The sequence below is a fragment of the Pseudomonas syringae group sp. J254-4 genome, from assembly GCF_032586855.1.
Classification (GTDB): Bacteria; Pseudomonadota; Gammaproteobacteria; order Pseudomonadales; family Pseudomonadaceae; genus Aquipseudomonas; species Aquipseudomonas amygdali.
Window position 1 is genome coordinate 116,636 of sequence record NZ_JAWHOO010000004.1, and the last position, 23,772, is coordinate 140,407.

Annotated in this window: 19 protein-coding genes; 10 read left to right on the plus strand and 9 right to left on the minus strand. The window is 58.1% G+C overall.

Annotated features, from left to right (window positions below; all coding sequences use genetic code 11):
• The 4 genes from RYB09_RS07200 to lpxC all read left to right on the plus strand — a co-directional run bounded on the left by RYB09_RS07200 (nt 1) and on the right by lpxC (nt 4,453).
• Nucleotides 1-870, plus strand: coding sequence for a cell division protein FtsQ/DivIB (locus RYB09_RS07200; protein WP_004666180.1), 870 nt, complete (start codon nt 1-3; stop codon nt 868-870).
• Between the two features lie 14 nt (nt 871-884).
• Entirely contained in the window at nt 885-2,141 is a 1,257-nt protein-coding gene (ftsA, locus tag RYB09_RS07205; RefSeq protein ID WP_002555042.1) for a cell division protein FtsA, read from the plus strand.
• Nucleotides 2,142-2,241: 100 nt separating this feature from the next.
• On the plus strand, nt 2,242-3,429 hold the full coding sequence (gene ftsZ, locus RYB09_RS07210) for a cell division protein FtsZ (protein ID WP_002555041.1): 1,188 nt from the start codon (nt 2,242-2,244) through the stop codon (nt 3,427-3,429).
• Nucleotides 3,430-3,541: 112 nt separating this feature from the next.
• Nucleotides 3,542-4,453 carry a UDP-3-O-acyl-N-acetylglucosamine deacetylase gene (gene lpxC, locus RYB09_RS07215; protein ID WP_002555040.1) on the plus strand — a complete coding sequence of 304 codons (912 nt, stop codon included), beginning with the start codon at nt 3,542-3,544 and terminating at the stop codon, nt 4,451-4,453.
• Nucleotides 4,454-4,569: 116 nt separating this feature from the next.
• Here lpxC and RYB09_RS07220 read toward each other — a convergent pair whose 3' ends face one another.
• Nucleotides 4,570-5,025, minus strand: a complete 456-nt coding sequence (locus tag RYB09_RS07220) for a DUF721 domain-containing protein (RefSeq protein WP_316887731.1) — start codon at nt 5,023-5,025, stop codon at nt 4,570-4,572.
• Between the two features lie 304 nt (nt 5,026-5,329).
• On the opposite strand from RYB09_RS07220, the gene secA reads away from it, so the two are divergent.
• The 4 genes from secA (at nt 5,330) to RYB09_RS07240 (ending at nt 11,035) form a co-directional block, all read left to right on the plus strand.
• A complete protein-coding gene (gene secA / locus RYB09_RS07225) occupies nt 5,330-8,071 on the plus strand; it encodes a preprotein translocase subunit SecA (protein ID WP_005733433.1) in 2,742 nt (913 codons plus the stop codon).
• Nucleotides 8,072-8,180: 109 nt separating this feature from the next.
• Nucleotides 8,181-9,398, plus strand: coding sequence for a bifunctional glutamate N-acetyltransferase/amino-acid acetyltransferase ArgJ (gene argJ / locus RYB09_RS07230; RefSeq protein ID WP_316887733.1), 1,218 nt, complete (start codon nt 8,181-8,183; stop codon nt 9,396-9,398).
• Between the two features lie 57 nt (nt 9,399-9,455).
• On the plus strand, nt 9,456-10,082 hold the full coding sequence (locus RYB09_RS07235) for a glutathione S-transferase family protein (protein ID WP_122259142.1): 627 nt from the start codon (nt 9,456-9,458) through the stop codon (nt 10,080-10,082).
• 2 nt (nt 10,083-10,084) lie between these two features.
• A complete protein-coding gene (locus RYB09_RS07240) occupies nt 10,085-11,035 on the plus strand; it encodes a Nudix family hydrolase (protein ID WP_219170160.1) in 951 nt (316 codons plus the stop codon).
• Between the two features lie 124 nt (nt 11,036-11,159).
• Here RYB09_RS07240 and RYB09_RS07245 read toward each other — a convergent pair whose 3' ends face one another.
• From RYB09_RS07245 to RYB09_RS07255, 3 genes are read right to left on the minus strand one after another with little or no spacing between them, the layout of a single operon-like run.
• Nucleotides 11,160-11,738: a cob(I)yrinic acid a,c-diamide adenosyltransferase gene (locus RYB09_RS07245; protein ID WP_058400722.1), complete on the minus strand. Its 579-nt coding sequence runs from the start codon at nt 11,736-11,738 to the stop codon at nt 11,160-11,162.
• A gap of 15 nt (nt 11,739-11,753) precedes the next feature.
• A complete protein-coding gene (locus RYB09_RS07250) occupies nt 11,754-13,790 on the minus strand; it encodes an ATP-binding protein (protein WP_058400723.1) in 2,037 nt (678 codons plus the stop codon).
• 44 nt (nt 13,791-13,834) lie between these two features.
• The gene (locus tag RYB09_RS07255; RefSeq protein WP_219170156.1) at nt 13,835-14,755 is read right to left on the minus strand and encodes a putative 2-dehydropantoate 2-reductase; all 921 of its coding nucleotides are present in this window, start codon (nt 14,753-14,755) and stop codon (nt 13,835-13,837) included.
• Between the two features lie 169 nt (nt 14,756-14,924).
• On the opposite strand from RYB09_RS07255, the gene RYB09_RS07260 reads away from it, so the two are divergent.
• Both RYB09_RS07260 and RYB09_RS07265 read left to right on the plus strand, forming a co-directional pair.
• The gene (locus RYB09_RS07260) at nt 14,925-15,404 is read left to right on the plus strand and encodes a YajQ family cyclic di-GMP-binding protein (protein ID WP_316887735.1); all 480 of its coding nucleotides are present in this window, start codon (nt 14,925-14,927) and stop codon (nt 15,402-15,404) included.
• Nucleotides 15,405-15,525: 121 nt separating this feature from the next.
• Nucleotides 15,526-16,356: a mechanosensitive ion channel family protein gene (locus RYB09_RS07265; protein ID WP_058407945.1), complete on the plus strand. Its 831-nt coding sequence runs from the start codon at nt 15,526-15,528 to the stop codon at nt 16,354-16,356.
• 175 nt (nt 16,357-16,531) lie between these two features.
• On the opposite strand, the gene RYB09_RS07270 is transcribed toward RYB09_RS07265, so the two are convergent.
• The 5 genes from RYB09_RS07270 to RYB09_RS07290 form a co-directional block, all read right to left on the minus strand.
• The gene (locus RYB09_RS07270) at nt 16,532-17,044 is read right to left on the minus strand and encodes a hypothetical protein (RefSeq protein ID WP_122259166.1); all 513 of its coding nucleotides are present in this window, start codon (nt 17,042-17,044) and stop codon (nt 16,532-16,534) included.
• Between the two features lie 80 nt (nt 17,045-17,124).
• Nucleotides 17,125-17,394 carry a PAAR domain-containing protein gene (locus RYB09_RS07275; protein ID WP_122259146.1) on the minus strand — a complete coding sequence of 90 codons (270 nt, stop codon included), beginning with the start codon at nt 17,392-17,394 and terminating at the stop codon, nt 17,125-17,127.
• A complete protein-coding gene (locus RYB09_RS07280; protein WP_193601004.1) occupies nt 17,391-19,082 on the minus strand; it encodes a DUF2875 family protein in 1,692 nt (563 codons plus the stop codon). Before RYB09_RS07280 ends, RYB09_RS07275 begins: the two co-directional genes overlap by 4 nt.
• Nucleotides 19,079-21,127 (minus strand): DUF3274 domain-containing protein, encoded by a 2,049-nt coding sequence (locus RYB09_RS07285; protein ID WP_122259147.1) that lies wholly within the window; start codon nt 21,125-21,127, stop codon nt 19,079-19,081. Before RYB09_RS07285 ends, RYB09_RS07280 begins: the two co-directional genes overlap by 4 nt.
• Nucleotides 21,124-23,568: a type VI secretion system Vgr family protein gene (locus RYB09_RS07290; RefSeq protein ID WP_316887739.1), complete on the minus strand. Its 2,445-nt coding sequence runs from the start codon at nt 23,566-23,568 to the stop codon at nt 21,124-21,126. The genes RYB09_RS07285 and RYB09_RS07290 overlap by 4 nt, the downstream gene beginning before the upstream one ends.
• Nucleotides 23,569-23,772 lie beyond the last annotated feature (204 nt).

A 23,772-nucleotide genomic window follows, 5' to 3' on the forward strand; every position in this document is an offset into this window, starting at 1 on the left:
ATGTACGGCGCGTCGGCACGTCCTCAGCCACCTGCACCCGGCCGCAACAAGCCGGTGCCGCGTGGCGCCAGCCGAATGGTGGCCAAGGAGCCTCTGTCGGCGCGCCTGCCCAAGGCCAACTTCAGTGTTCTGAAGCGTCTGCTCTGGCCTGTGTTGCTGGTGGTTCTGGGCTTCGGCACTTATGAGGCAGCGCAACGCCTGCTGCCGTACGCCGACCGCCCGATTACCCGCATCAATGTGCAGGGCGATTTGAGTTACATCAGCCAGCAGGCTGTGCAGCAGCGGATTGCGCCTTATGTGGCGTCGAGCTTTTTCAAGATTGATCTGACCGGCATGCGCACCGAGCTTGAGCAGATGCCCTGGATCGCCCACGCCGAAGTTCGTCGTGTATGGCCGGATCAGGTCGTGATTCGTCTTGAAGAGCAGTTGCCGGTTGCCCGTTGGGGTGATGAAGCGCTGTTGAACAACCAGGGACAGGCTTTCACGCCGCGTGAACTGTCCAATTACGAACATCTTCCCCAGTTGTTCGGCCCGCAGCGGGCCCAGCAACAGGTGATGCAGCAGTATCAGGTGTTGAGTCAGATGTTGCGCCCGCTGGGCTTCTCCATCGTGCGCCTGGAGCTGCGCGAGCGCGGCAGCTGGTTCCTGACAACAGGCGCCGGTAGTGCTGGCCCGGGTATCGAATTGTTGCTTGGACGCGACCACCTCGTCGAAAAAATGCGCCGTTTCATCGCGATTTACGACAAAACGCTGAAAGAACAAATCACGAATATCGCGCGCGTTGACTTGCGTTACTCCAACGGCCTAGCGGTCGGTTGGCGCGAACAGGCAGCGGCAACGACGGATAAACCCGCTGTCGCGAAGAATTGATAAGAGGCAGGACCATGGCAAACGTGCAAAGCGGCAAAATGATCGTCGGGCTGGATATCGGTACCTCCAAGGTGGTGGCACTGGTAGGCGAAGTCGCGGCCGATGGCTCGCTGGAAATCGTGGGTATCGGTACCCATCCCTCCCGCGGCCTGAAGAAGGGCGTGGTAGTGAATATCGAGTCGACCGTGCAGTCGATCCAGCGCGCAATCGAAGAAGCGCAGCTGATGGCGGGTTGCCGTATTCACTCGGCATTTGTCGGCGTTGCAGGCAGCCATATTCGCAGCCTGAACTCGCACGGCATCGTGGCGATTCGTGATCGCGAAGTCAGTTCTGCGGACCTGGAGCGTGTGCTCGATGCTGCTCAGGCGGTGGCCATTCCTGCCGACCAGCGCGTGCTGCACACCCTTCCTCAGGATTACGTGATCGATAACCAGGAAGGCGTGCGCGAGCCTTTGGGCATGTCCGGTGTACGTCTGGAAGCCAAGGTTCACGTCGTGACCTGTGCAGTGAACGCCGCGCAGAACATCGAGAAGTGCGTGCGTCGCTGCGGTCTGGAAGTTGACGACATCATTCTTGAACAACTGGCGTCGGCGTATTCCGTACTTACCGATGACGAGAAAGAGCTGGGCGTGTGCCTGGTGGATATCGGTGGCGGTACGACCGACATCGCGATCTTCACCGAAGGCGCCATTCGTCACACGGCGGTTATCCCGATTGCGGGCGATCAGGTCACCAACGACATCGCCATGGCGTTGCGTACCCCGACCCAGTACGCCGAAGAAATCAAGATTCGCTACGCCTGCGCCCTGGCCAAACTGGCCGGTGCCGGTGAAACCATCAAAGTACCGAGTGTGGGCGACCGTCCACCTCGCGAGCTGTCGCGTCAGGCCCTGGCCGAAGTGGTAGAGCCTCGTTACGACGAGCTGTTCACCCTGATCCAGGCCGAGCTGCGCCGCAGCGGTTACGAAGACCTGATCCCGGCCGGCATCGTGCTGACCGGGGGCACAGCGAAAATGGAAGGTGCGGTCGAACTGGCCGAGGAAATCTTCCACATGCCGGTGCGCCTTGGCGTGCCGCACAGCGTCAAAGGGCTCGCTGATGTCGTGCGCAACCCGATCTACTCGACTGGCGTAGGCCTGTTGATGTACGGGCTGCAAAAGCAGTCGGACGGCATTTCGCTGTCCGGGATGGTCGGCAACAGCAGTTACAGCGACGAAACCAAGGCACCGGTGCTTGAGCGTATCAAGCGTTGGGTGCAGGGCAATTTTTAAGTTTCAACGTTTAAAAGTTTCACAGCTTCAGATTCAGGGCTTCAAAAGCAATATCGGCAGGCAGTAGGCAAAACTAACTAGAAAGCGGAAGGAGAGAGAAATGTTCGAACTCGTAGACAACGTCCCGCAAAGCCCGGTTATCAAAGTTATCGGTGTAGGCGGTGGTGGCGGAAACGCTGTCAATCACATGGTCAAGAGCAACATCGAAGGCGTGGAATTCATCTGCGCCAACACAGATGCTCAAGCGCTGAAAAACATTGGCGCGCGGACCATTCTGCAACTGGGCACCGGCGTGACCAAAGGCCTTGGCGCTGGCGCCAACCCTGAAGTCGGTCGTCAGGCCGCACTGGAAGATCGTGAGCGCATTGCAGAAGTTCTGCAGGGCACCAACATGGTTTTCATCACCACTGGCATGGGCGGCGGTACCGGTACCGGTGCAGCACCGATCATTGCTGAAGTGGCCAAGGAAATGGGTATTCTGACGGTCGCAGTCGTGACCCGTCCGTTCCCGTTCGAAGGTCGCAAGCGTATGCAGATCGCCGATGAAGGCATCCGCATGCTGTCCGAAAGCGTCGACTCGTTGATCACCATCCCCAACGAGAAGCTGCTGACCATCCTGGGTAAAGACGCCAGCCTGCTGTCGGCTTTCGCCAAGGCTGACGATGTACTGGCTGGTGCCGTTCGCGGTATCTCCGACATCATCAAGCGTCCGGGCATGATCAACGTCGACTTCGCCGACGTCCGTACCGTGATGAGCGAAATGGGCATGGCGATGATGGGTACTGGCTGCGCCAGCGGTCCTAACCGTGCACGTGAAGCCACCGAAGCGGCCATTCGCAACCCGTTGCTCGAAGACGTCAACCTGCAGGGCGCTCGCGGCATCCTGGTCAACATCACTGCCGGCCCTGACCTGTCGCTGGGTGAGTACTCTGACGTGGGTAGCATCATCGAAGCGTTCGCTTCCGAGCACGCTATGGTCAAGGTCGGTACGGTTATCGATCCGGACATGCGTGACGAGTTGCACGTGACTGTGGTTGCCACCGGCCTGGGCGCGAAAATCGAGAAGCCGGTCAAGGTCATCGACAACACGCTGCAGACCACCCAGCAGGCTCCTGCCCAGCAGGCGTCGCGTCAGGAAGCACCGTCGGTCAACTACCGCGATCTGGACCGTCCTACCGTGATGCGCAATCAGGCACACGCAGGCGCTACCGCAGCGGCGAAGATGAACCCTAACGATGATCTGGATTACCTGGATATCCCGGCTTTCCTGCGTCGTCAGGCCGATTGATGAAATGTATCAGGGGTATTAGGGTGATTGGTGTTCAGCAAAGGCATGGTCTGCTATCATCGCCAGCCTTTGTTGATACCAGTTCGCAACTTGCGCTGAAGCGGCCCATGCCATGATTAAACAACGCACCCTGAAAAATATTATCCGTGCCACAGGTGTAGGCCTGCACTCCGGGGAGAAGGTTTACCTGACCCTCAAGCCCGCACCTGTGAATACCGGCATTGTGTTTTGCCGAGCTGACCTTGACCCCGTCGTGCAGATCCCTGCGCGTGCGGAAAACGTCGGCGACACCACTCTGTCGACCACTCTGGTCAATGGTGATGTCAAAGTTGACACGGTAGAACACCTGCTCTCGGCCATGGCTGGCCTTGGCATCGATAACGCCTACGTCGAGCTCTCTGCCTCCGAAGTTCCTATCATGGACGGCAGCGCAGGCCCTTTCGTATTCCTGATTCAATCGGCTGGCCTGGAAGAACAGGACGCGCCGAAGAAATTCATCCGCATCCTGCGTGAAGTCACAGTGGAGGAGGGCGGTAAACGCGCTACTTTCGTGCCTTTCGAAGGGTTCAAGGTCAGTTTCGAGATCGATTTCGATCACCCCGTCTTCCGTGATCGCACCCAGAGTGCAAGCGTGGACTTTTCCAGCACTTCCTTCGTGAAGGAAGTCAGCCGTGCCCGGACCTTCGGGTTCATGAGTGACATCGAGTACCTGCGCAAGCACAACCTCGCACTCGGCGGCAGTGTGGAAAACGCCATCGTGGTCGACAAGGACGGCGTACTGAACGAAGACGGCCTGCGTTACGAGGACGAATTCGTCAAACACAAAATCCTCGACGCCATCGGTGACCTTTACCTGCTGGGCAATAGCCTGATTGGTGAGTTCCGGGGCTTCAAATCGGGGCATGCACTGAACAATCGTCTCCTGCGCACGTTGATCGAGCAGAAAGACGCCTGGGAAGTGGTGACTTTCGAGGATGCCAGTACGGCACCTATTTCCTACATGCGCCCTGTCGCGGCTGTGTAGGCAAGCTTTACTCTCTTTCCTTTTGTTCTTTAAAGGCTGCCTTCGGGTGGCCTTTTTTTATTGGCTTCATTGGGAAAGTCAGTTGCGCAGAGGATCTGGCGAAAATCACTCAGACGCTATTTCTTGTCCTTGGCATGGCTGGCCAGCCGCTCAAGTGCGGCCCGCAGCTTGGGATCAGTGATGCCCTCGGCGGTGGCCTGAATGTTCTCGGCGGCAATCGAAGACAGGTCGATGGTGTGCGTGGCCGCTCCACGCGGGGCTTCAGGTGGCTGCACCTTGAAGACAACGCGCGTCAGGTTGATGAATTCGTCGAAGGCCATCAGTTGCCGGTGCAGGCGCTTCTGCTGATAGCGCAGGCGCGTGGCCCAGTGACCATCCGTCACGATCAGCAACAAGGTGCCTTCGCGCCACGAGGCCACACGACAATGCTCGCGCGCGGCTGGTTGCAGCTGACTTTCGAGCAGGCGCTGCAAATGGCTAAGGCGTTCGGCGTGGCGAAATATAGCCTTCAGGGGCTTGGCTTCACGCAGCAGAACCGCGGGCGGGCGGGCGTTCAGAGGACGAAAGGCCATGGTGGAGTGCCTGGTAACAAGATGAACATCTTAACAGAAAGCGTTCTAACGGCTGCTTTTCAGGGCATTTCCGTGCTTTCATATGCAAATCAATGAGTAACTTCCCCGGATTATGGGTTGAAGTGCTTGAAATTGGCCCCATTGTAAACCTGCCCCGTAACAGCGCTGTGCCAGCATCGTGGAATAACGCCACTTTCCTCACCATCGTTTCCGGGTAGAATGCTCGTTCGCATGCGGCCATCTGGGCTGCACGGGCGACTCACGGGGCCGCCCTCCATTCCTATGTGTGGAAGATCCTGTCGATATGTTTGCGCCTTTGTTGAAAAAACTTTTTGGAAGCAAGAACGAGCGTGAAGTAAAACGCATGCTCAAGACGGTACAGATCGTCAATGCCTTCGAAGAGCAAATGGTGGCCCTTTCGGACGAGCAATTGCGCGCCAAGACCGAAGAGTTCAAGGCCCGCATAGCCAAAGGCGAGACCCTGGATCAATTGCTGCCTGAAGCCTTTGCTGTCGCTCGTGAAGCGGGCAAGCGCGTCATGGGCATGCGCCACTTCGACGTTCAGTTGATCGGCGGCATGACCCTGCACGAAGGTCAGATCGCGGAAATGCGTACCGGTGAAGGTAAAACCCTGGTCGGTACGTTGGCTGTGTACCTCAATGCGCTGTCCGGCAAGGGTGTTCACGTAGTCACCGTGAACGACTACCTCGCTCGCCGCGATGCCAACTGGATGCGCCCGTTGTACGAATTCCTCGGTCTGACCGTAGGCATCGTAACGCCATTCCAGCCGCCGGAAGAAAAACGCGCCGCTTACGCTGCCGACATCACCTACGGCACCAATAACGAATACGGCTTCGATTACCTGCGCGACAACATGGCGTTCAGCATGGACGACAAGTTCCAGCGCGAACTCAATTTCGCCGTAATCGACGAAGTCGACTCGATTCTGATCGACGAAGCGCGTACGCCGCTGATCATCTCCGGTCAGGCCGAAGACAGCTCCAAGCTGTACACCGAAATCAACCGCCTGATCCCCAAGCTCGAGCAGCATATCGAGGAAGTGGAAGGCGAAGTCACCAAACCGGGCCACTTCACCGTTGACGAGAAAACCCGTCAGGTTGAGCTGAACGAAGCCGGTCACCAGTTCATCGAGGAAATGCTCACCGAAGTCGGCCTGCTGGCTGAAGGCGAGAGCCTGTACTCGGCGCACAACCTGGGCCTGCTGACTCACGTTTATGCGGGTCTGCGTGCGCACAAACTGTTCAACCGCAACGTCGAGTACATCGTTGCAGACGGTCAGGTTCTGCTGGTCGACGAGCATACCGGCCGTACCATGCCGGGCCGTCGCCTGTCCGAGGGCCTGCATCAGGCCATCGAAGCCAAGGAAAACCTGAACATTCAGGCCGAAAGCCAGACCCTGGCATCGACCACGTTCCAGAACTACTTCCGTCTGTACAACAAACTGTCCGGCATGACCGGTACGGCCGACACCGAAGCGTTCGAATTCCACCAGATCTACAACCTGGCCGTCATGGTCATCCCGCCGAACAAGCCGTTGGCGCGTAAAGATTTCAACGACCTCGTCTATCTGACGGCGGAAGAGAAGTACGCAGCCATCGTTACCGATATCAAGGCCTGCATTGCAGAGAACCGCCCTGTGCTGGTAGGTACGGCGACCATCGAAACCTCGGAACACATGTCCAATCTGCTCAAGCAGGAAGGCATCGATCACAAGGTTCTGAACGCCAAGTTCCACGAAAAAGAAGCAGAAATCATCGCGCAGGCCGGTCGTCCGGGTGCTTTGACCATTGCTACCAACATGGCGGGTCGCGGTACCGACATCCTGTTGGGCGGTAACTGGGAAGTAGAGGTCGCCAATCTGGAAGACCCAACCCCTGAGCAAATTGCACAGATCAAGGCTGACTGGCAGAAACGCCATCAGCAAGTGATCGAAGCGGGTGGCTTGCACGTTATTGCCTCCGAGCGCCACGAATCGCGCCGTATCGACAACCAGCTGCGTGGCCGTGCCGGCCGCCAGGGTGACACCGGTTCCAGCCGCTTCTACCTGTCGCTCGAAGACAGCCTGATGCGTATCTTCGCCTCGGACCGCGTGAAGAATTTCATGAAGGCGCTGGGCATGCAGTCCGGTGAGGCTATCGAGCACCGCATGGTGACCAACGCCATCGAAAAAGCGCAGCGCAAAGTGGAAGGTCGCAACTTCGACATCCGCAAGCAATTGCTCGAGTTCGATGACGTGGCCAACGAGCAGCGCAAAGTGATCTATCACATGCGTAACACGCTGCTGGCTGCCGAGAACATTGGTGAGACCATCGCTGACTTCCGTGAGGAAGTGCTCAATAATCTCATCAGTCAGCATATTCCGCCGCAATCCCTGCCGGAGCAGTGGAACGTTGCCGGTCTGGAAGCCGCGCTGAACACCGACTTTGCCGTCAAACTGCCCGTCCAGCAGTGGCTGGACGAAGACGACAACCTGCACGAAGACAGCCTGCGCGAAAAAATCATGGCGCAGTTGCTGGTGGCGTACAACGAGAAGGAAGACCAGGCCAGCGCCGAAGCCCTGCGTTCCTTCGAGAAGCAGATCCTCCTGCGCGTGCTGGACGACCTGTGGAAAGATCACCTGTCGACCATGGACCACCTGCGTCACGGTATCCACCTGCGCGGCTACGCTCAGAAGAACCCGAAGCAGGAATACAAGCGCGAGTCCTTCACGCTGTTCCAGGAGCTGCTGGATTCGATCAAGCGCGACACCATCCGTGTACTTTCGCATGTTCAGGTTCGTCGCGAAGATCCAGAGGAAGAAGAGGCGCGCCTGCGTCAGGAAGCCGAAGAACTGGCCAGTCGTATGCAGTTCGAACACGCTCCTGCGCCGGGCATCGACCAGCCGCTGCCGGATGAAGAGGGTGGCGAAGCGCCTGTAGCCGTCGCATCCGAGCCGGTCCGCAACGACCAGAAACTGGGTCGCAACGAGCTGTGCTGGTGTGGTTCGGGCAAGAAATTCAAACACTGTCACGGCCAGATCAACTAGGCCTTTGACTGTGTAATACCTGCGCCGCGACCGGCTTGCCCGTCGCGGCGTTTTTTCATTGATCGCCGTACCGATGCGGACGGCGCCATACTCCTTGAGGAGCACCCCGATGGCTGTTGGTCTTGGTCCTTTGCCTGCGTTGCACCCGGTTCCCGGTTTTGAACTTGGCATTTCTTCTGCCGGCATCAAACGCCCAGGGCGCAAGGATGTTGTGGTCATGCGCTGTGCCGAAGGCTCCAGCGTTGCCGGTGTATTCACCTTGAATGCGTTCTGCGCCGCGCCAGTCATCCTGGCCAGGCAGCGCGTTCAGGGCACGGTGCGTTATTTGCTGACCAACACCGGCAATGCCAACGCAGGCACGGGCGAACCAGGTCTGGTTGCTGCGCGACGTACTTGCGAAAAGCTGGCGCAACTGACTGGCGTCGACGCATCAGCAGTGCTGCCTTACTCAACGGGTGTGATCGGCGAGCCGTTGCCTGTGGAAAAAATCGAAGGCGCGCTGCAAGCCGCGCTTGATGATCTGTCTGTGGATAACTGGGCCGCTGCGGCGACCGGCATCATGACCACCGACACCCTGCCCAAAGGCGCGAGCCGTCAGTTCACCCACGATGGCGTAACCATCACAGTAACCGGCATCAGCAAAGGCGCAGGCATGATTCGCCCGAACATGGCGACCATGCTTGGCTACATCGCCACCGACGCCAAAGTGTCGCAGAGCGTACTGCAGGACCTGATTCGCGACGGAGCCAACAAATCCTTCAATCGCATCACTATCGATGGCGATACCTCGACCAACGATTGCTGCATGCTGATTGCCACCGGTCAGGCTGATCTGCCCGAGATCACCGAGGCCAAGGGCCCGTTGTTCGACGCGTTGAAGAAAGCCGTGTTCGACGTGTGCATGGATGTCGCTCAGGCCATCGTGCGTGATGGCGAAGGTGCGACCAAGTTCGTGACGGTAGAAGTCAACGGTGGCGGCAATCATCAGGAGTGCCTGGACGTCGGTTATGCCGTGGCCCACTCGCCGCTGATCAAGACCGCGCTGTTCGCCTCCGATCCGAACTGGGGGCGTATTCTGGCGGCTGTCGGCCGCGCTGGCGTGCCGGACCTGGACGTGAGCAAGATCGACGTATTCCTGGGCGGCGTATGCATTGCCAGCCAGGGCTGCCGCGCCACGACCTACACCGAAGAGCAGGGCTCGGCGGTAATGGCCGAAGAAGAAATCACCATTCGTATCGAGCTGGGTCGCGGTGATTGCAGCGAAACCATCTGGACTACCGACCTTTCTCACGAATACGTGAAGATCAACGCGGAATATCGCACCTGATTCAATGCCCGGCGCGCGGGCATCCCGCCTTCGCGCCGGGCTCAATGGAGCTGAACCATGAGCCTGCATCTGATTATCGGCGACAAACGCTATTCCTCCTGGTCGCTGCGTCCCTGGCTGGTGCTGGAAATGACCGGTGCTGCGTTCACCGATCAAGTCATCCGCCTGAACCTGCCGGACACCCGCGAGAATATTCTCAAGTATTCGCCGACCGGCAAGGTGCCTGCGCTTCAGTGTGAGCACGGCACGATCATCGATTCGCTGGCGATCTGTGAATATCTGGTCGAGCGCTTCCCGGACGTCGAGCTGTGGCCGCGTGACACCGCCGCGCGTGCCCAGGCCCGTTCGGCGTGCGCGCAGATGCACAGCGGCTTCGTCAATCTGCGCTCGAACATGCCAATGGACCTGCGTCAGGATAAGGCGCTGGAAGTGATCACCGTCGACACCCAGAACGATATCGACCGCATTGTCGAGCTGTGGGCCGAATGTCGCGCTGCCGCCGCCGAAAGTGGTCCTTTTCTGTTTGGCAAGCCGAGCATTGCTGATGCGTTCTTCGCACCGGTGGCTATTCGTCTGCGCGGCTATCACGTCCAGTTGCCGGCAGAGGCACTGGCGTATATCGAAACCATCTACCAGTGGCCCGCTTTCAAGCGCTGGCAGCAGGCCGGTCTGCAGGAGTCCTGATCGTGAAACGAGTTCATGTGGCTGCCGCCGTCATTCGTGGCGCTGACGGCAGTGTATTGATTGCCCGACGTGCCGACACTCAGCATCAAGGTGGCCTCTGGGAGTTTCCCGGCGGCAAGGTCGAAGAGGGTGAGACCGTCCAGGCCGCACTCGCACGTGAACTCCAGGAAGAGTTGGGGATTCAGGTCACGGCAGCGCGCCCATTGATCAAGGTCTGTCACGACTATGCGGACAAGCAGGTATTGCTGGATGTCTGGGAAGTTTCGGCATTTACCGGCGAGCCGCATGGTGCTGAAGGGCAGCCACTGGTCTGGGCGGCTCCGCGAGAGCTGCCTGACTACGACTTTCCGGCCGCCAACCAGCCAATTGTCGCCGCGGCACGTTTGCCCGGCGAGTATCTGATCACGCCTGACGGGCTGGACAATATCGAGCTGTTGCGCGGTATGCAGAAAGCCATCGCAGGCGGCATCAAACTGGTCCAGTTGCGTGCGCCGGGTGGTTACGACCCCAAGTACCGTGACCTGGCCGTGGATGCGGCGGGTCTGTGTGCCGGCAAGGCGCAGCTCATGCTCAAAGGGCCTCTGGAGTGGCTGGGCGACTTTCCGTCCGCCGGTTGGCACCTGACGGCGGAGCAATTGCGCAAGTACGCCAGTCGTGGACGTCCGTTCCCTGAGAACCGCTGGCTGGCTGCTTCCTGCCATAACGCCGAAGAGCTGGCCCTGGCCGAACAGATGGGCGTGGATTTCGTCACCCTGTCACCGGTTCAGCCCACCCTGACTCATCCCGATGCACAGCCGCTGGGTTGGGAGCAGGCCATCCGATTGATAGCAGGTTTCAACAAGCCCGTCTTTCTGCTGGGCGGCGTAGGCCCTGCGCTGCGCCAACAGGCCTGGGAAAGCGGCGCACAGGGCGTGGCCGGGATCCGCGCGTTCTGGCCTGACGAGATCGTCTGAGTTGCTACAGAGGACGCAGAGCGTCCTGAACGGCATGCCGACGCGAAGCATCGCACGATAGTCGCGTAGAGCGTCATGAAAATGCATTACACCGCGGGGGGAGCGATAAGCCTCGTGGCGCCGATCAAACCGGCTTGGGCGCGGGCTGCCAGAGTATTTCCGCGATGCCCTGTCTTCTGGCGATCAACCGAGCTGCGACGAACAACAAATCCGACAGCCTGTTGATATACGCCAGCCCGGCGCCTTCCAGTGGCTCGACCGCGTTCAGATGCTGGCAACGGCGTTCGGCACTGCGCGCCAGGCTGCGGCAGATGTGCGCTTGAGCGATCAGCGAAGAGCCGCCTGGCAAGATGAAATTTTCCAGCGGCCCCAGCTCTTCATTCCACACATCGATTGCCGCTTCCAGCCGCTCGACCTCCGCGCCATTCAGGGCTTTGTAAGTCGGCATCGCCAGTTCGCCCCCCAGATCGAACAGTCGATGCTGGCAAGGCGCGAGCACCTCGATCACTTCGTTGAGGGCCGGCACGCTTCTGGCCTCATCGATCAGTCCGGCCAGCAACAGGCCGAGCTGGCTGTTGAGCGTATCGACCTCACCAATGGCCTCGACGCGCGGATGATCCTTGGACACCCGTCGACCGTCGCCCAGACCGGTCTCTCCGGCATCACCGGTGCGTGTGTAAATCTTCGACAAACGAAAGCCCATTGCTGCGATTCCTGATCAAGACTTGGAAATAACCTGCTGCTGAACGCTTACCTGGTTGGCCACCAGCGGTAGACGCAGTGTAAAGCAGGTGCCTGTGCCGAGAGAGGAATGCACCTCCATCTGGCCTTTATGATTATTGGTAACAATGAAGTACGACACCGAAAGACCCAGCCCGGTGCCCTGGCCAATTTCCTTGGTGGTAAAGAACGGTTCGAAAGTACGCTTGCGGACGTTTTCGGACATGCCGATGCCGTTGTCCTCCACCTGAATTTCGGCCCAGGGCGGGTTGAGACGGGTACGCAGGATGATGCGTCCAGGCTCCTCGCTCTCCGGGCGCTGGTGAATGGCCTGGGCGGCGTTCTTCAGCAGGTTCAGCAGCACCTGCTCCAGTTCGTTGGCGATGCACGGTACCGGACCCAGTTCCGGGTCGAACTGACGGATGATGTGCTGGCCCTTGAAGTCGAAACCGACGGTAAGGTCAAAATCGTTGCTGGCAATTTCCACAGCCTGATCGATCAACGCCGGCAAGTCGCAGGCTGACAGCTGACGACTGCTCAAGCGGCTGAAATTGAGCATGTGGCTGACAATCTTTGCTGCCCTGGCCCCCGCTTGCTGGATGCCATCGAGCAGTTTTGGTACTTCGCGGCTTTCCAGGTAATGATTGACCTGTGCCAGGTCTACACCATCGGCTTCGGCCTGCTCAATGTTCTTCGGCAGTTCCGGAGACAGACGCCGCCTGATGTTCTGCACGTTGTGCAGGATGGCGCCCAGCGGGTTGTTGATCTCGTGGGCCATGCCCGCGGCCAGACCGCCGACAGACAACATCTTCTCCGACTGCACCATCATTTCTTCCAGCGATATACGCTGGGTGATGTCATCGATACGGATCACCACGCCACGCCCGGCATCGCCGGTCAGCGGGTAGAACGTCAGCGCGTAGTGGCGCGACTCGTCGTTTTTGATCCAGGTCACGCGCTCGATCTTGGTCACGCTGTGGCGCTCGACGGTGTGCTTGATTTGCGGCAGAAACGAGCGCATCGGTTCGAAGGCCAGAAAGATCGGCTGGTTCAACGCTTCGTCCAGCGTGGTTCCGGACAGCGCTGTTGCCTCCTGATTCCACTGGGTGACATACAGCTGCTCGTCCAGCGCGATCATCGCCGAGGGCATCGAATCGATGATGCTGTTGAGGTAGTTCTGAAAACCGGTAAGCTTCTTCTCGATCTTGCTGCGCACCTGAACTTCCAGTTCCAGTTTGCGGTTGGTATGGCGGGTTTCCTCGGCCAGTCCCTGTGCCTGATCGTAAGCTTCCTGGGAATCATCCCGAGCGCGCTTGAGTTGTTGCTCACGCGCTTCGATGCGCGACAGCATGGTATTGAACGCTTCGGCCAGACTGCCGATTTCATCCTCGTTGCCAGGCTCTGCGCGCAGTGCGTAGTTTTCTTCGCGGGTGACCTGCCGCGACAGTTCTTCCAGCTGATAAATGGGCTCTGTAATCAAGCGCCGGATCTGCCGTGCCACCACCAGCCACAGCAACACGCTGAACACCAGAATGCCCAGACTCGCGGTCAGCGTGCCGGTGTAGAACGCGGGAGGCAGCTCGCTGCTGGCAACCAGCAACATGTGCCCGGGCGGTTCGTCGCCTTTCGGTACGGTGATGACCTGCGTGCTGCGAAACTCGGTAAGCCGCCAGCTTTCGAGGTCCTTGTAGTGCCTGGGCAGTTGCAGGCCCTCGCCCTGTTGCATCTGCTCAAGTCGTTCTCCGTCGCTGTCATATATGGCCGCTGCACGTAGCGGGCCGTAGCTTTTGAGTTCCTTGAGCAAGGCACGTGCATCGGCAGGCGAGTTCAAGGCGCGCTCGTTGAGATTGGCGCTGCTGATCAGACGGCCAATGGTCTGCAGGGCCTGCGGGGCCATCGCTTCCTGAGAGATGTAATAAGCCGCGCTGATGAAGGTCAGGTTCGCAACCAGCAGCACGGTGGTCATCAGGACCAGCAGGGCGGCCAGCAGTTTCTGACCTACCGGCAGGTTTTCCAGGCGTTGGCGCAAAGGCATTGGGCAAGTCGCAGTGACGTGTGATGCGAGCAGGGTAGCGCGCGCTAGTCAGTACGCAAACCCTTGTGTGCCAGATGTGCTGTCAGACGTGTCTGCAATTGCTGCAGGTGTGCTGCCGGACAGCGATGACGCACGGCTGCCGCACACGCGTAACCCAGCAGGTAGCTGATTTCGGTGCGTCGCCCGTGAAGCACGTCCTGATACATGGATGAGTAATTGGCTGCCGTTGCATGAATGACCCGCAGCACTTCAGCATGCAAGTCATGCGCTGCCGCTGGCTGGCCGCAGCGGCCCAGCAAATCGCTCAGCTCGGCACACAGTGTAGCGACCTCGCAGGCGTGCTCGAGCAGGCCGCCATTGCGGCAGTCGTGCAGCACCGTCAGCGGGTTGATTGCACAGTTGAGCGCCAGCTTGCGCCACAGGCGAGTCTGGATGTCCGGCGTCCATTCATGGGGAATTGCACTGTCGTGTAAGTCCTGCAGAAGTGAGGGGGCTACCGGGTTCGATACATCGCCCAGCCAGGTGAAACCGTGGCCTGCGAACCTGACACGCCAGTCCGACTCCAGAAACGCGCCTTCGGTGCTGGAGGCGAACAGGCAGCGGATATGGGGAATTCCTGCAGCCACAGCGTCCTGACTGCCCAAGCCGTTTTGTAGCAGGATGACGTCTGCACGAGCCGCCAGACGCGGTGCCAACTGCGCAACAGCATGCTCAGCGTCGTAGGCCTTGCAGGCTACCAGCAGCCGCTCGATGGGTTGTTGATGTTCGGCGGTCTGTGCTTCGACCGAGTACGTATGGGCGATATCGTTTTCGACCAGTGTCACGCAACCGCCGCTGGCGTTATACGCCGCCAGCCGTTCAGCATTGCGAAGAATCAACCGCACCGGCAGGCCTGCGCGCGCCAGTCGCGCCGCCCACAGAGTGCCCAGACTTCCCGCGCCGAGAACATGCCATGTCAGCGCCATCAGTGAGGCACGTTAAGGCGTTGAAGCGGTCTGCTGAAGGTGAAAACAAGGATGTGCATGAAAGGCTCACAGTGAATGCAGGAAAAGTCTCGTTATAATGAGCGTTCTTTCAAACCGTCAAGTCACGCGTGCCCGAATCGTGCGCACGCCGTTTATCTGGAGAACATACATGCCCTCGTTCGACGTAGTGTCCGAATTGGATAAACACGAAGTCACGAATGCCGTCGACAATGCCATCAAAGAGCTGGACCGTCGCTATGACCTCAAAGGCAAAGGTACTTTCGAGTTCAAGGAACTGACCGTCACGCTGACCGCAGAAGCAGACTTCCAGCTGGAGGCCATGGTCGAAATCCTCAAGCTGGCGCTGGTCAAACGCAAGATCGACGCAAAATGCCTCGAGATCAAGGATGCCTACGCTTCCGGCAAATTGATGAAGCAGGAAGTCACCCTGCGCGAAGGCATCGACAAGGAACTGGCGAAAAAAATCGTCGCCCATATCAAAGAGGCCAAACTCAAGGTCCAGGCCGCCATTCAGGGCGAGCAGGTGCGGGTTACCGGCAAGAAACGCGACGACCTGCAAGAAGCCATCGCAGCGCTGCGTGCCTACGATTCAGGCATGCCGTTGCAATTCAACAACTTCCGCGACTGATCATTGCATTGAAAGCCGGGGAACCCTGCGTTCCCCGGCCAGTCCGAATCGCCCTGAGCATTGAAATGACGGCAGGCCGCCGTGGTTTTGATCGCAGTTCGTGACGAGTAAGGAGATAACGATGGATTTAAACGCAGAAGTCGGTCATCTGTGGCAAGCGTCGCAGGCCTGGATTCCGATGATCATGGAGTACGGCAGCCGCTTGCTGCTGGCAGTCGTAACGCTGTGTGTGGGCTGGTGGCTGATCAACCGGCTGACCGGCAAGCTTGGTGCGTTGCTGGCGTTGCGAAACGCCGACCTGGCCTTGCAGGGCTTCGTCAGCAACCTGGCGAACATCATTCTGAAAATCCTGCTGGTGGTCAGCGTCGCGTCGATGATCGGCGTCGAAACCACCTCGTTCGTGGCCGCTATCGGTGCGGCTGGCCTGGCGATCGGTCTGGCATTACAAGGCAGCCTGGCGAATTTTGCGGGTGGTGTGCTGATTCTGTTGTTCCGCCCGTTCCGTATCGGTGACTGGATCGAAGCCCAGGGTGTGTCGGGAACCGTCGACAACATCCAGATCTTCCACACCGTGCTGCGCACCGGCGACAACCGTACGGTGATCATTCCCAACGGCAACCTGTCCAATGGGATCATCACCAACACCAACCGTCAGCCAACCCGCAAGATCACCTTCGACATCGGCGTCAGCCACGACGCAGATCTGAGGAAAGCGTTGCAGGTCCTGCTGGACATGGCAGACGACCCACGCGTACTCAAGGACCCGGCCCCACAGGCCGTGGTGGCAGCGCTGGGGGAGAACGCAATTACCTTGTCCCTGCGCGTCTGGACCAGCAGTGGCGACATGGGCGACGTGACGTCGATGTTCAACATCGAAGCACGCGACCGCTTGAAGGACGCAGGCATCGAGATTCCACTGCCGCAACGGATTGTGCGGGTGGTTCAGGAATAGTGGTTTGTGCGGTATGACAAAGCCCTGGCTCGTGAGAGTCGGGGCTTTTCTTTATCTGCAGGTTCAGGAAAAGGCTATTTTCATGATTGATGATTGTCTGCCTTCAGCGATGCCCGGGCGCTTTACCGTCTGTTGATACGAACATGCCTTTCAGCTCTCCGGCACAAAAAGTACGTTATTTACTGTAAATGTAACCGTCGTCCTCATCTTCCTCGTCGATATCTTTGAGTTTTTCTTGATGAGGCACCGGGTAAAGACCCAGTACAGCCGCTACTCCCGCAGATATGCCCATGAGGAATGGGGTCGGCTCGGGATACTGCGAAAGTTTCCGATCGGGATCCTCTGTGGGATTAACGCCGCTGCCAGCGGGGAGCTTCATTATCTTCATACCATCAGCGGTGAGAATGCAGCGAGGCGGGACTATCTTGCCTTCAAACATTTCCACTATTTCGGCGTTGGGTAAGGGGGTGAGCGGCTCACTGACCTGTGCACCCGATTCGCTATGCGTGAACAAGAACTTCTCGCCGCTTTTCTCGATACGAATCCTTGGCTGATTCTTGGGCTTTGTGGCGTAGTCACCAATCAACTCGTCACACGGGGACACTGACTCTTGCGCACAGCCCGCTAATAGAACCATCCCAGCGACTAAATGCATCCCTACGACGGCCTGACAAAAACGCGTGTACATGTTTCTTCCTTGTTCCAATTGAGGGGGCAGTTCCATGTTGTTTCCTGTACTTGCGCTGCATGACCTGATCACGAAATATCCTAAATCACTCGCACATTCATGGCGTGGCTGGCCACACCCTGACAGCCGCACGCCAGTCGGTGGCCGTGCAGGACCACCGGTATGCCGTTCAGTTTTCGGGTGGGGTTGCCCTCGATAAAGGCGAACTCACCTGCATGAAGCGGGCAGGTGGCTTTGTCGCCCAGTACGGCCGGAGGCTTGCCGTTGATTGTGTGAGTGCGTGCCAATTGGCAGGAGACCACTCGGCCACCACTGCTGGTGGCGTCGCCCAGGCAGACCGGATAACTCACTCTGCGGGTGCCCCGCCGGTTGGCGAGCCGAAGGTAAACGGATCTGCGCCGCGGTTCTGGCTGTTCTTCGCTTTACGGGCTTCATCGGGCGGGCGGACCATTTGTACGGTCAGGTTGCCATCGGTGCCGGCGTAGACCACGGCGCTGACACCGCCATCCTTGTAACTGGCGATGGTAGCCAGATTGATCTCGACCAATGCACCGCTGACCCCGGTATTACCCAGACGGCGACCGATGTCGTAACCCTCTTCGACGTTGCCCAGCTCAAGACCGTGGCCGTCCTTGTTCAGGTCGTGCAGGGCATTGTTGAGGGCAATTTCCGCTTCAGGGTTGTTGGTGCTGTCGTAGAACACCCGCACAGGTTTCTGACCCTCAGGCAGTGTGTCTAGTGCCTTTACCCAGGCGGCTTGCAAGGCTTTGGCTTGCAAGGCAGGTTTCAGGCGCTTGCCGTTTTCATCCTGCATCAGAGCCTTGATTGGCCGATGCAGGTAGCCAAGCACCGGCGCAGCGTCGAACTCCTTGACCTGATGCTGACCCCAGCGAATAGGTAACCAAGGGGAGGGCTCGAAATTGCCGGGGCCGCGATTGCTAATGGTTTTCCAGAGGGTGGGGAGCTGGGATTGCCAGTAGGCGGTGGACATGGTTCCGGGGGCGTAGGGGGTTTCAACGCCTTTCGCTTTCTCGGCAGTTTCGTACCAGTCCATAAATGCTTTGTCCCGATCCCAGTAGAAAGCCCAAAGCTTGCCTAGATCGGTATCTTTGCTCTGGTTGTCCTCTGGCTCGTTTGTCGCATAGGGACGAATATATCGATCTACCCTGTCAGAGCGGGTGACCAGCAGGCCTGTCATGCTTTCAAATACCGTTGGTACTACTTGAGTATTTTTCTGCAGGCCAGGAGTGCCACGTTTGCGATATATGTTCCGCGTGACGTCCCCGTCCTCGCTTGCGATCAGTGCTTGCGGAACTTTAGGATTAGCCTCAAAAAACTGAAACAGGCGCTCGATCATGCTTTGTGCGTAGTTGGTGCTCTCATCGTTTTGCCAGAGAAGCTGGGTGACACCTAAGGTCGCTGCATTCCGGCCAGAGTTGATCAGGTTCGCTGCACGGTAGGGCTTTTCGTAAGGGTTCGGAGGGCCTAAAGCAAAGGCTGGAATTGGCCAATAGGCTACTGACTCTCCTGCGGAATGCTGAAAAGCCACCCGAGTATTAATATCCGCTGTAGTTTCTCGCGAGCTCAATGATGGGTTATAGGCTTTAGAGTCCGACGGAAATATCGATGAGAAATTGTTGCTTTTTTTAGCAATTTCTCGCCAGACAGACGATTGATGCCAGTCATTGACTGCAAGGCCTACGCCTCGTATTTCTAGTGAGTATGTTCGTGCTTGCGCAGTCTGCTGTTCTGAGTTCTTAGCAATAATCTCGGATTTATAAGCCGCCAGTTCGTGCTTTTCATTGGCAATAGCTTTGCCCCACCAATGCCCGCTGTAGCTGAGCAGAACCGCACCTAGAATCCCTGCAATACCCCAGCGGGTAACCGAGTTTATGTCACGAAGTTCCATGTTGTTTTCCTGTGCGTTGAGATAGACCATCAGAACGAAGCCGAGCCATAGCGCGAGCATTACTCCGGTTATCCAGACATAAAGCTTAAGTTTTGGACGAAGCGTTGATTTTTGCCGTTTGTCTGTCACTGGTTACCTCCACTTTTCATTGAGGCCTGAACTAAGGGAGGAGGGACCAGAGATACTACGCTCGCAGGTGGAAAGATTCCTTTTTGATAATACTCATGGCTGGCCTTCACGAGTGCCTGAGCTTCAGCGCTAAGATTTTCCCAGCCAGGTAATTCAGTGGTGCTAAGAAACTGCCTTACATCCATCTTCCAATCCGCAATCGCCACCAGCACATCACGCATTGCTGGATCGTCCAAGCATTTCGCCTGACCAATCGCGATATCCATCGCCGTTACCCATTGATGGTTTTCCGGGCTTCGCAACAGACCCGAGTGATAGCTATTGAAGTCCAGCACCTCGGTCGAATTGCTTTCATCCATGAACTCACGTATTTCGTCCGGCGTGTCCTCTCGTAGTATTTCGTAGGTATCCGAAGGCTTCGGTGCGCCGTCGCCTGTCAATCTTCGTTTGCGTATTATGCGGGTCTGTTGACCTGGCGCTTTGCCCATATTCCATTCTACGAGCTCTCGCTCCAGATCTATCGATCCAGTGTGGTTGCGCACAAAGTGCCATCTGAGCTTGGCTCTTGGATTGCCTACGGCAGAGGCTTTGTTTGCATCGTCAGGTCTGTCGAGACCCGATTCGGTCGGCTTACCCTTTATTTCCTCCCCGCCAAACATATAGGGGGCGTGTGGTGGGTACAGTTGTTCAGCGTTGATCAGTATCCGATGCCCTTCTTCAGTAGGGCCTTTCGAAAGGAGGCCTGCGAACCAACTGTCGCCGGCATAACGAGATTCGTTTTTGGCGCGCAACAGGTCATAGCCTGGAGGCTTTCCAACCATGACCGGCGACCCGTCACGGTGGCGTTTGGTCCACATGCGTTGATAAAAGCGCACGGCTTTCAATTCAGCCATGGGGTTGCGATCGCTATCCTTACCGTGCGTATCCCACACCCCAAACGTACCGATGCCTCTGACGTCATCCAGCGCGACGGTGGTGTCGTCCGGGCAGAAATACAGGTACACCTTGCCGCGGTTATCGCGCTCGGGAAATACCGTCATGTTACGGTCACTGTCCAGGCGCGTCCCTTGTATTGGTGACCACTGTGGGCCGCTTCTTCCGCAGTAGGTTGCAGGATTGCACAGGTCCGACAGCGGCGGCTGGGTGTGGGGTGCCTGAGTCACCTGTGCCACGATGCGGGTCAGTGTGGTTAGCGTGTCTTGATCTTTGGGGGTGACTTCCGGGAACAGGCAGTAGGGTGTGTCGACCATGATGATTGTGTCCGCGCAACGATGCCCTCCGTCGACCAGCAGCGCTTGCGCCAGCAGGGTGATCAACGTGCCCTGGCTATGCGCCATGATCGTGATGGTTTCGTCGGGAGACACCCGGCGTATCTCCTTGACCATCATCGCGAGCCGATGAGCAGCCAGCACGTAATAACGTCGATGTGGGTTATCCCCCATAAAATGGGTATTGGGCAGCGTGAGTCGGGCAATCTTAAGGCGCATGGTCAGTGGCAGGCCCTTGTCATACATTTCCAGCAGGTTATTGGTGGCATTGACAAAATAACCACCGGCCTTGCCAAAATGGCGATCCAGGCGATTGCCCTGTATGTCTTGATACTGGTCGCGCAGTTTTGTGGGGTTGTTGTTCTTGTCTCGACTGATTTCGCTAGGGTCGGCCCGATATCCCCAATAAAAAGGAATCAGCAGGCTGCGAGTTTTCGGGTCTTCTGCATCGCGTCTGTAAAGATGGGTGTCTGGGTCGTCGAGTAGCTGTTTATCTCGATCTCCCAGCGGTTGCTTGGCTCTGAGTTTTTTCTTCGCAACGTCGTATTCAGCCCCATACCGTCCCGCCACCAAATCCGGCCGATCCAGCCGCTCATTCACCCCCTGACACAACCCGCTCTCCACCATGCTGTATGACGCCCCTGGGTCATTCACACCGTGCAGAAAGATCACTACGCCGGGCAAATCGCCGGGCACTTCCATTTTGCAGGTGGTATTGAGGTTGGGGATCAGGCGTGTGTTGCCTTGGGCAACGGCGTATTCATCGGCACCGTTCATTGGGCACCTCCTTTCGGTGTGCCGCTGCGCAGTGCCGATACTTGCGCCTGATGCATCATTTCGCGTTCCACGCGCTCGGTCAGTCCGTCTGCGTTCGTCATTCCTTTCACCAGGCTGCCATCTTCCAGTTTGATTTCATACGAGTGATCGGCTGCTGCCCGCGGGCTTTGTTCGCTGTGGCCGGGGTAGTGGAAGGTGACCTGCTGGGCGGCGGGGTCGCGGCCGAAAGAGGGGATCGCAGCGCTGTCGGTCTTGGGGCCGATCCAGTCGTGTTCGCTGGCGTGCACGGTGACTTTGCCTTGCGAGCCGATCTCGACGCCGCCGCCAATCTTGATGTAACTGCCGTCATCGGCGACCAGGCGGATGGTCGGCGCGGTGATGACCACTTCGCCTTCGACGGCCGAGACATGCAGGTTTTTCTGGGCATTGAGAGCGATGTCGTCTTCCTGGGCCTGCACCAGCACTTTGCCGCGGTTGGCGATGGCGCTGATGCCAGCGTCCTGGGCGAAGGCTGACAGCCCTTTGCCCGCTTGCAGGTGCATGGCCGCGCCGCTGGTCAATTGCAGGTTGTTCTGCGCGGTGGTGTCGTGATGTTCACCGGCATAGTGAACCTGCGAGCGCGGCGTGGCGCTGGCAATACCTGCTGCTGCGGTCATGGCCAGTACCGGGTCGCCCAGGCCGTTGCTGTCCGGCGCGGGCCATTGATTCAGCGACTGACGCAAGGCGTCGATGCCTTGAACATCCACGGCATGACCGCCGCGCGCGGCAGCGGTTTCGCCGAGGGATTTGAACAACTCGCCGCACTCGGCCAGCAGTTTGAGCAGCTCTTCGCGATCCAGCTGTGAGCCTTTTGCGTCGGTACGCGCATAGGTGGTCAGCAACATGCCTTGCGCGGCACGCAGGGCGATGGCGGCATCGGTGCGCAGTTCTGCGCCGTTGCCGCGTGGCTGAGCGGTGCCGTCAGTACGCGGATCGGTCAGTTTGCCCAGGTTGAGGGCGGTGGCCTGATGGGTCGTGCCCATGCGAGCGCGCAGCGAGCCCGGCGTGTCATCGAACAGCAGTTCGTTGAAGCCGCTGCCTTTGTGTTCCTGGGTGCGGATCCCCGACAGCGTGCGGTTGCCGGGCAGCCCCGAGGCCTTGCTGAAGCGTGGCGGCAGATTAATGTTGTTGTAGAGCACCGACGTCACCAGAGGCCGGTCGATATCGCCCGCCAGAAAGGTCACCAGCACTTCCTGGCCGATGCGGGGCATGAACTGATGCCCGAAGCCGCTACCGGCACTGGGCATCGCCACTCTTAACCAGGTGGTGCCTTGCGGCAGGCTGTCGCCGCGCTGCCAGTGGAACCTGACCTGTATCCGCGCCAGTTCATCAGTGAACACTTCCTCACCTTCCGGCCCGACCACGATGGCGCTCAGAGGGCCCGGAATGCTCGGGCGCGGGACGGTGATCGGATGACGGTAGGGGATTTTGTGGCGAATGCACACGAACTCGTTTGTGTAGCCCGCGTCTTCGTCTGACAGGTAATTGTTGCTGCCCTCATGCTTGACCGTTATCAGCAGAAAACTGCGATCTTCAGCAGAGCCGCGATCATGATCAAAATGCTGGGTCAGCTCAAAGGTGTGGCCAGGGTACATGGCGCGGCAGTTACTGTTGCCGGTGAATGTCTTGCCCTGAACTTCAATGGCCTCCAGACGCTGACGTACCAGGCGTTCACCGTCATTGAAGGTGCCGTGGCTGTAGTGATCGAGCACGTCATACACTTCATACGAGTCGACGTTGCCCTGCTCGTTGAGACTCGGCATGCCAACCGGCAGCGAATTGCGCGGCTGCTTGTAGTCGAATGTCTGAATGGACATGCGCCCCGATTGCAGACGTCGATGGCTGCGCCATTCGGTAATCGAGTCCGCTGTCTCGGTAACGGATGCGCTGTGATAACGAATGCTTGGCTGTTGCGGCAGGGGCGAGAGGTCACGCGAGTGATCAAGAATGATCAGCGTGTGCTTTTCCTGATTGTGATCGAAATAGAAGAACAGGCCTTCGTGTTCCAGCAACCTCAATACAAAGGTCAGATCGCTTTCACGGTACTGGGTGATGTAACTGTGCGTCTTGAGTGGCTGGCTGAGTTGAAACTCGAAGTCGGGCAATGCGCCGTAGGCTGCAAATACCGTTCGGATAACGGCTTCGATGGTCTGTTCCTGAAATATGCGCGATTCGCCGGTGGCGAGTTCTATTGCCAATTGTGCAGGCTGGCCAATCTGCGATTTGAGCTCCAGGCCGGCATCGTGGCTGATCATCGACAACTCGAAACTGAACAGCTCGGACAGGCTTTCAGTGCCGGAAAAACTTTCCAGCAGGAGTTCCTGTTCGTCACGGGCAACGGTCGTCAGCTTGATCAAGCGACGGTTTTGTGGCGCAAATAGCGCCGTTAGATCCTTTAACATTGTTGCTCCGTTATATAAAACCAGCCGCTCGTTCCGCTAGAGAGTGCTGATATAGAGAGGGGCGTGAGTCTATAGACTTCTTTCCGGGGGCACGCACTTAAATTGCAATGGGCCATCACCGGGCAACATTACTCCTCATGGCGCGGTGAGGTAGTGGGGAGTGGCTAACGATTTCGTCGTCCAATTCATAAGAAGCTGTAGTGC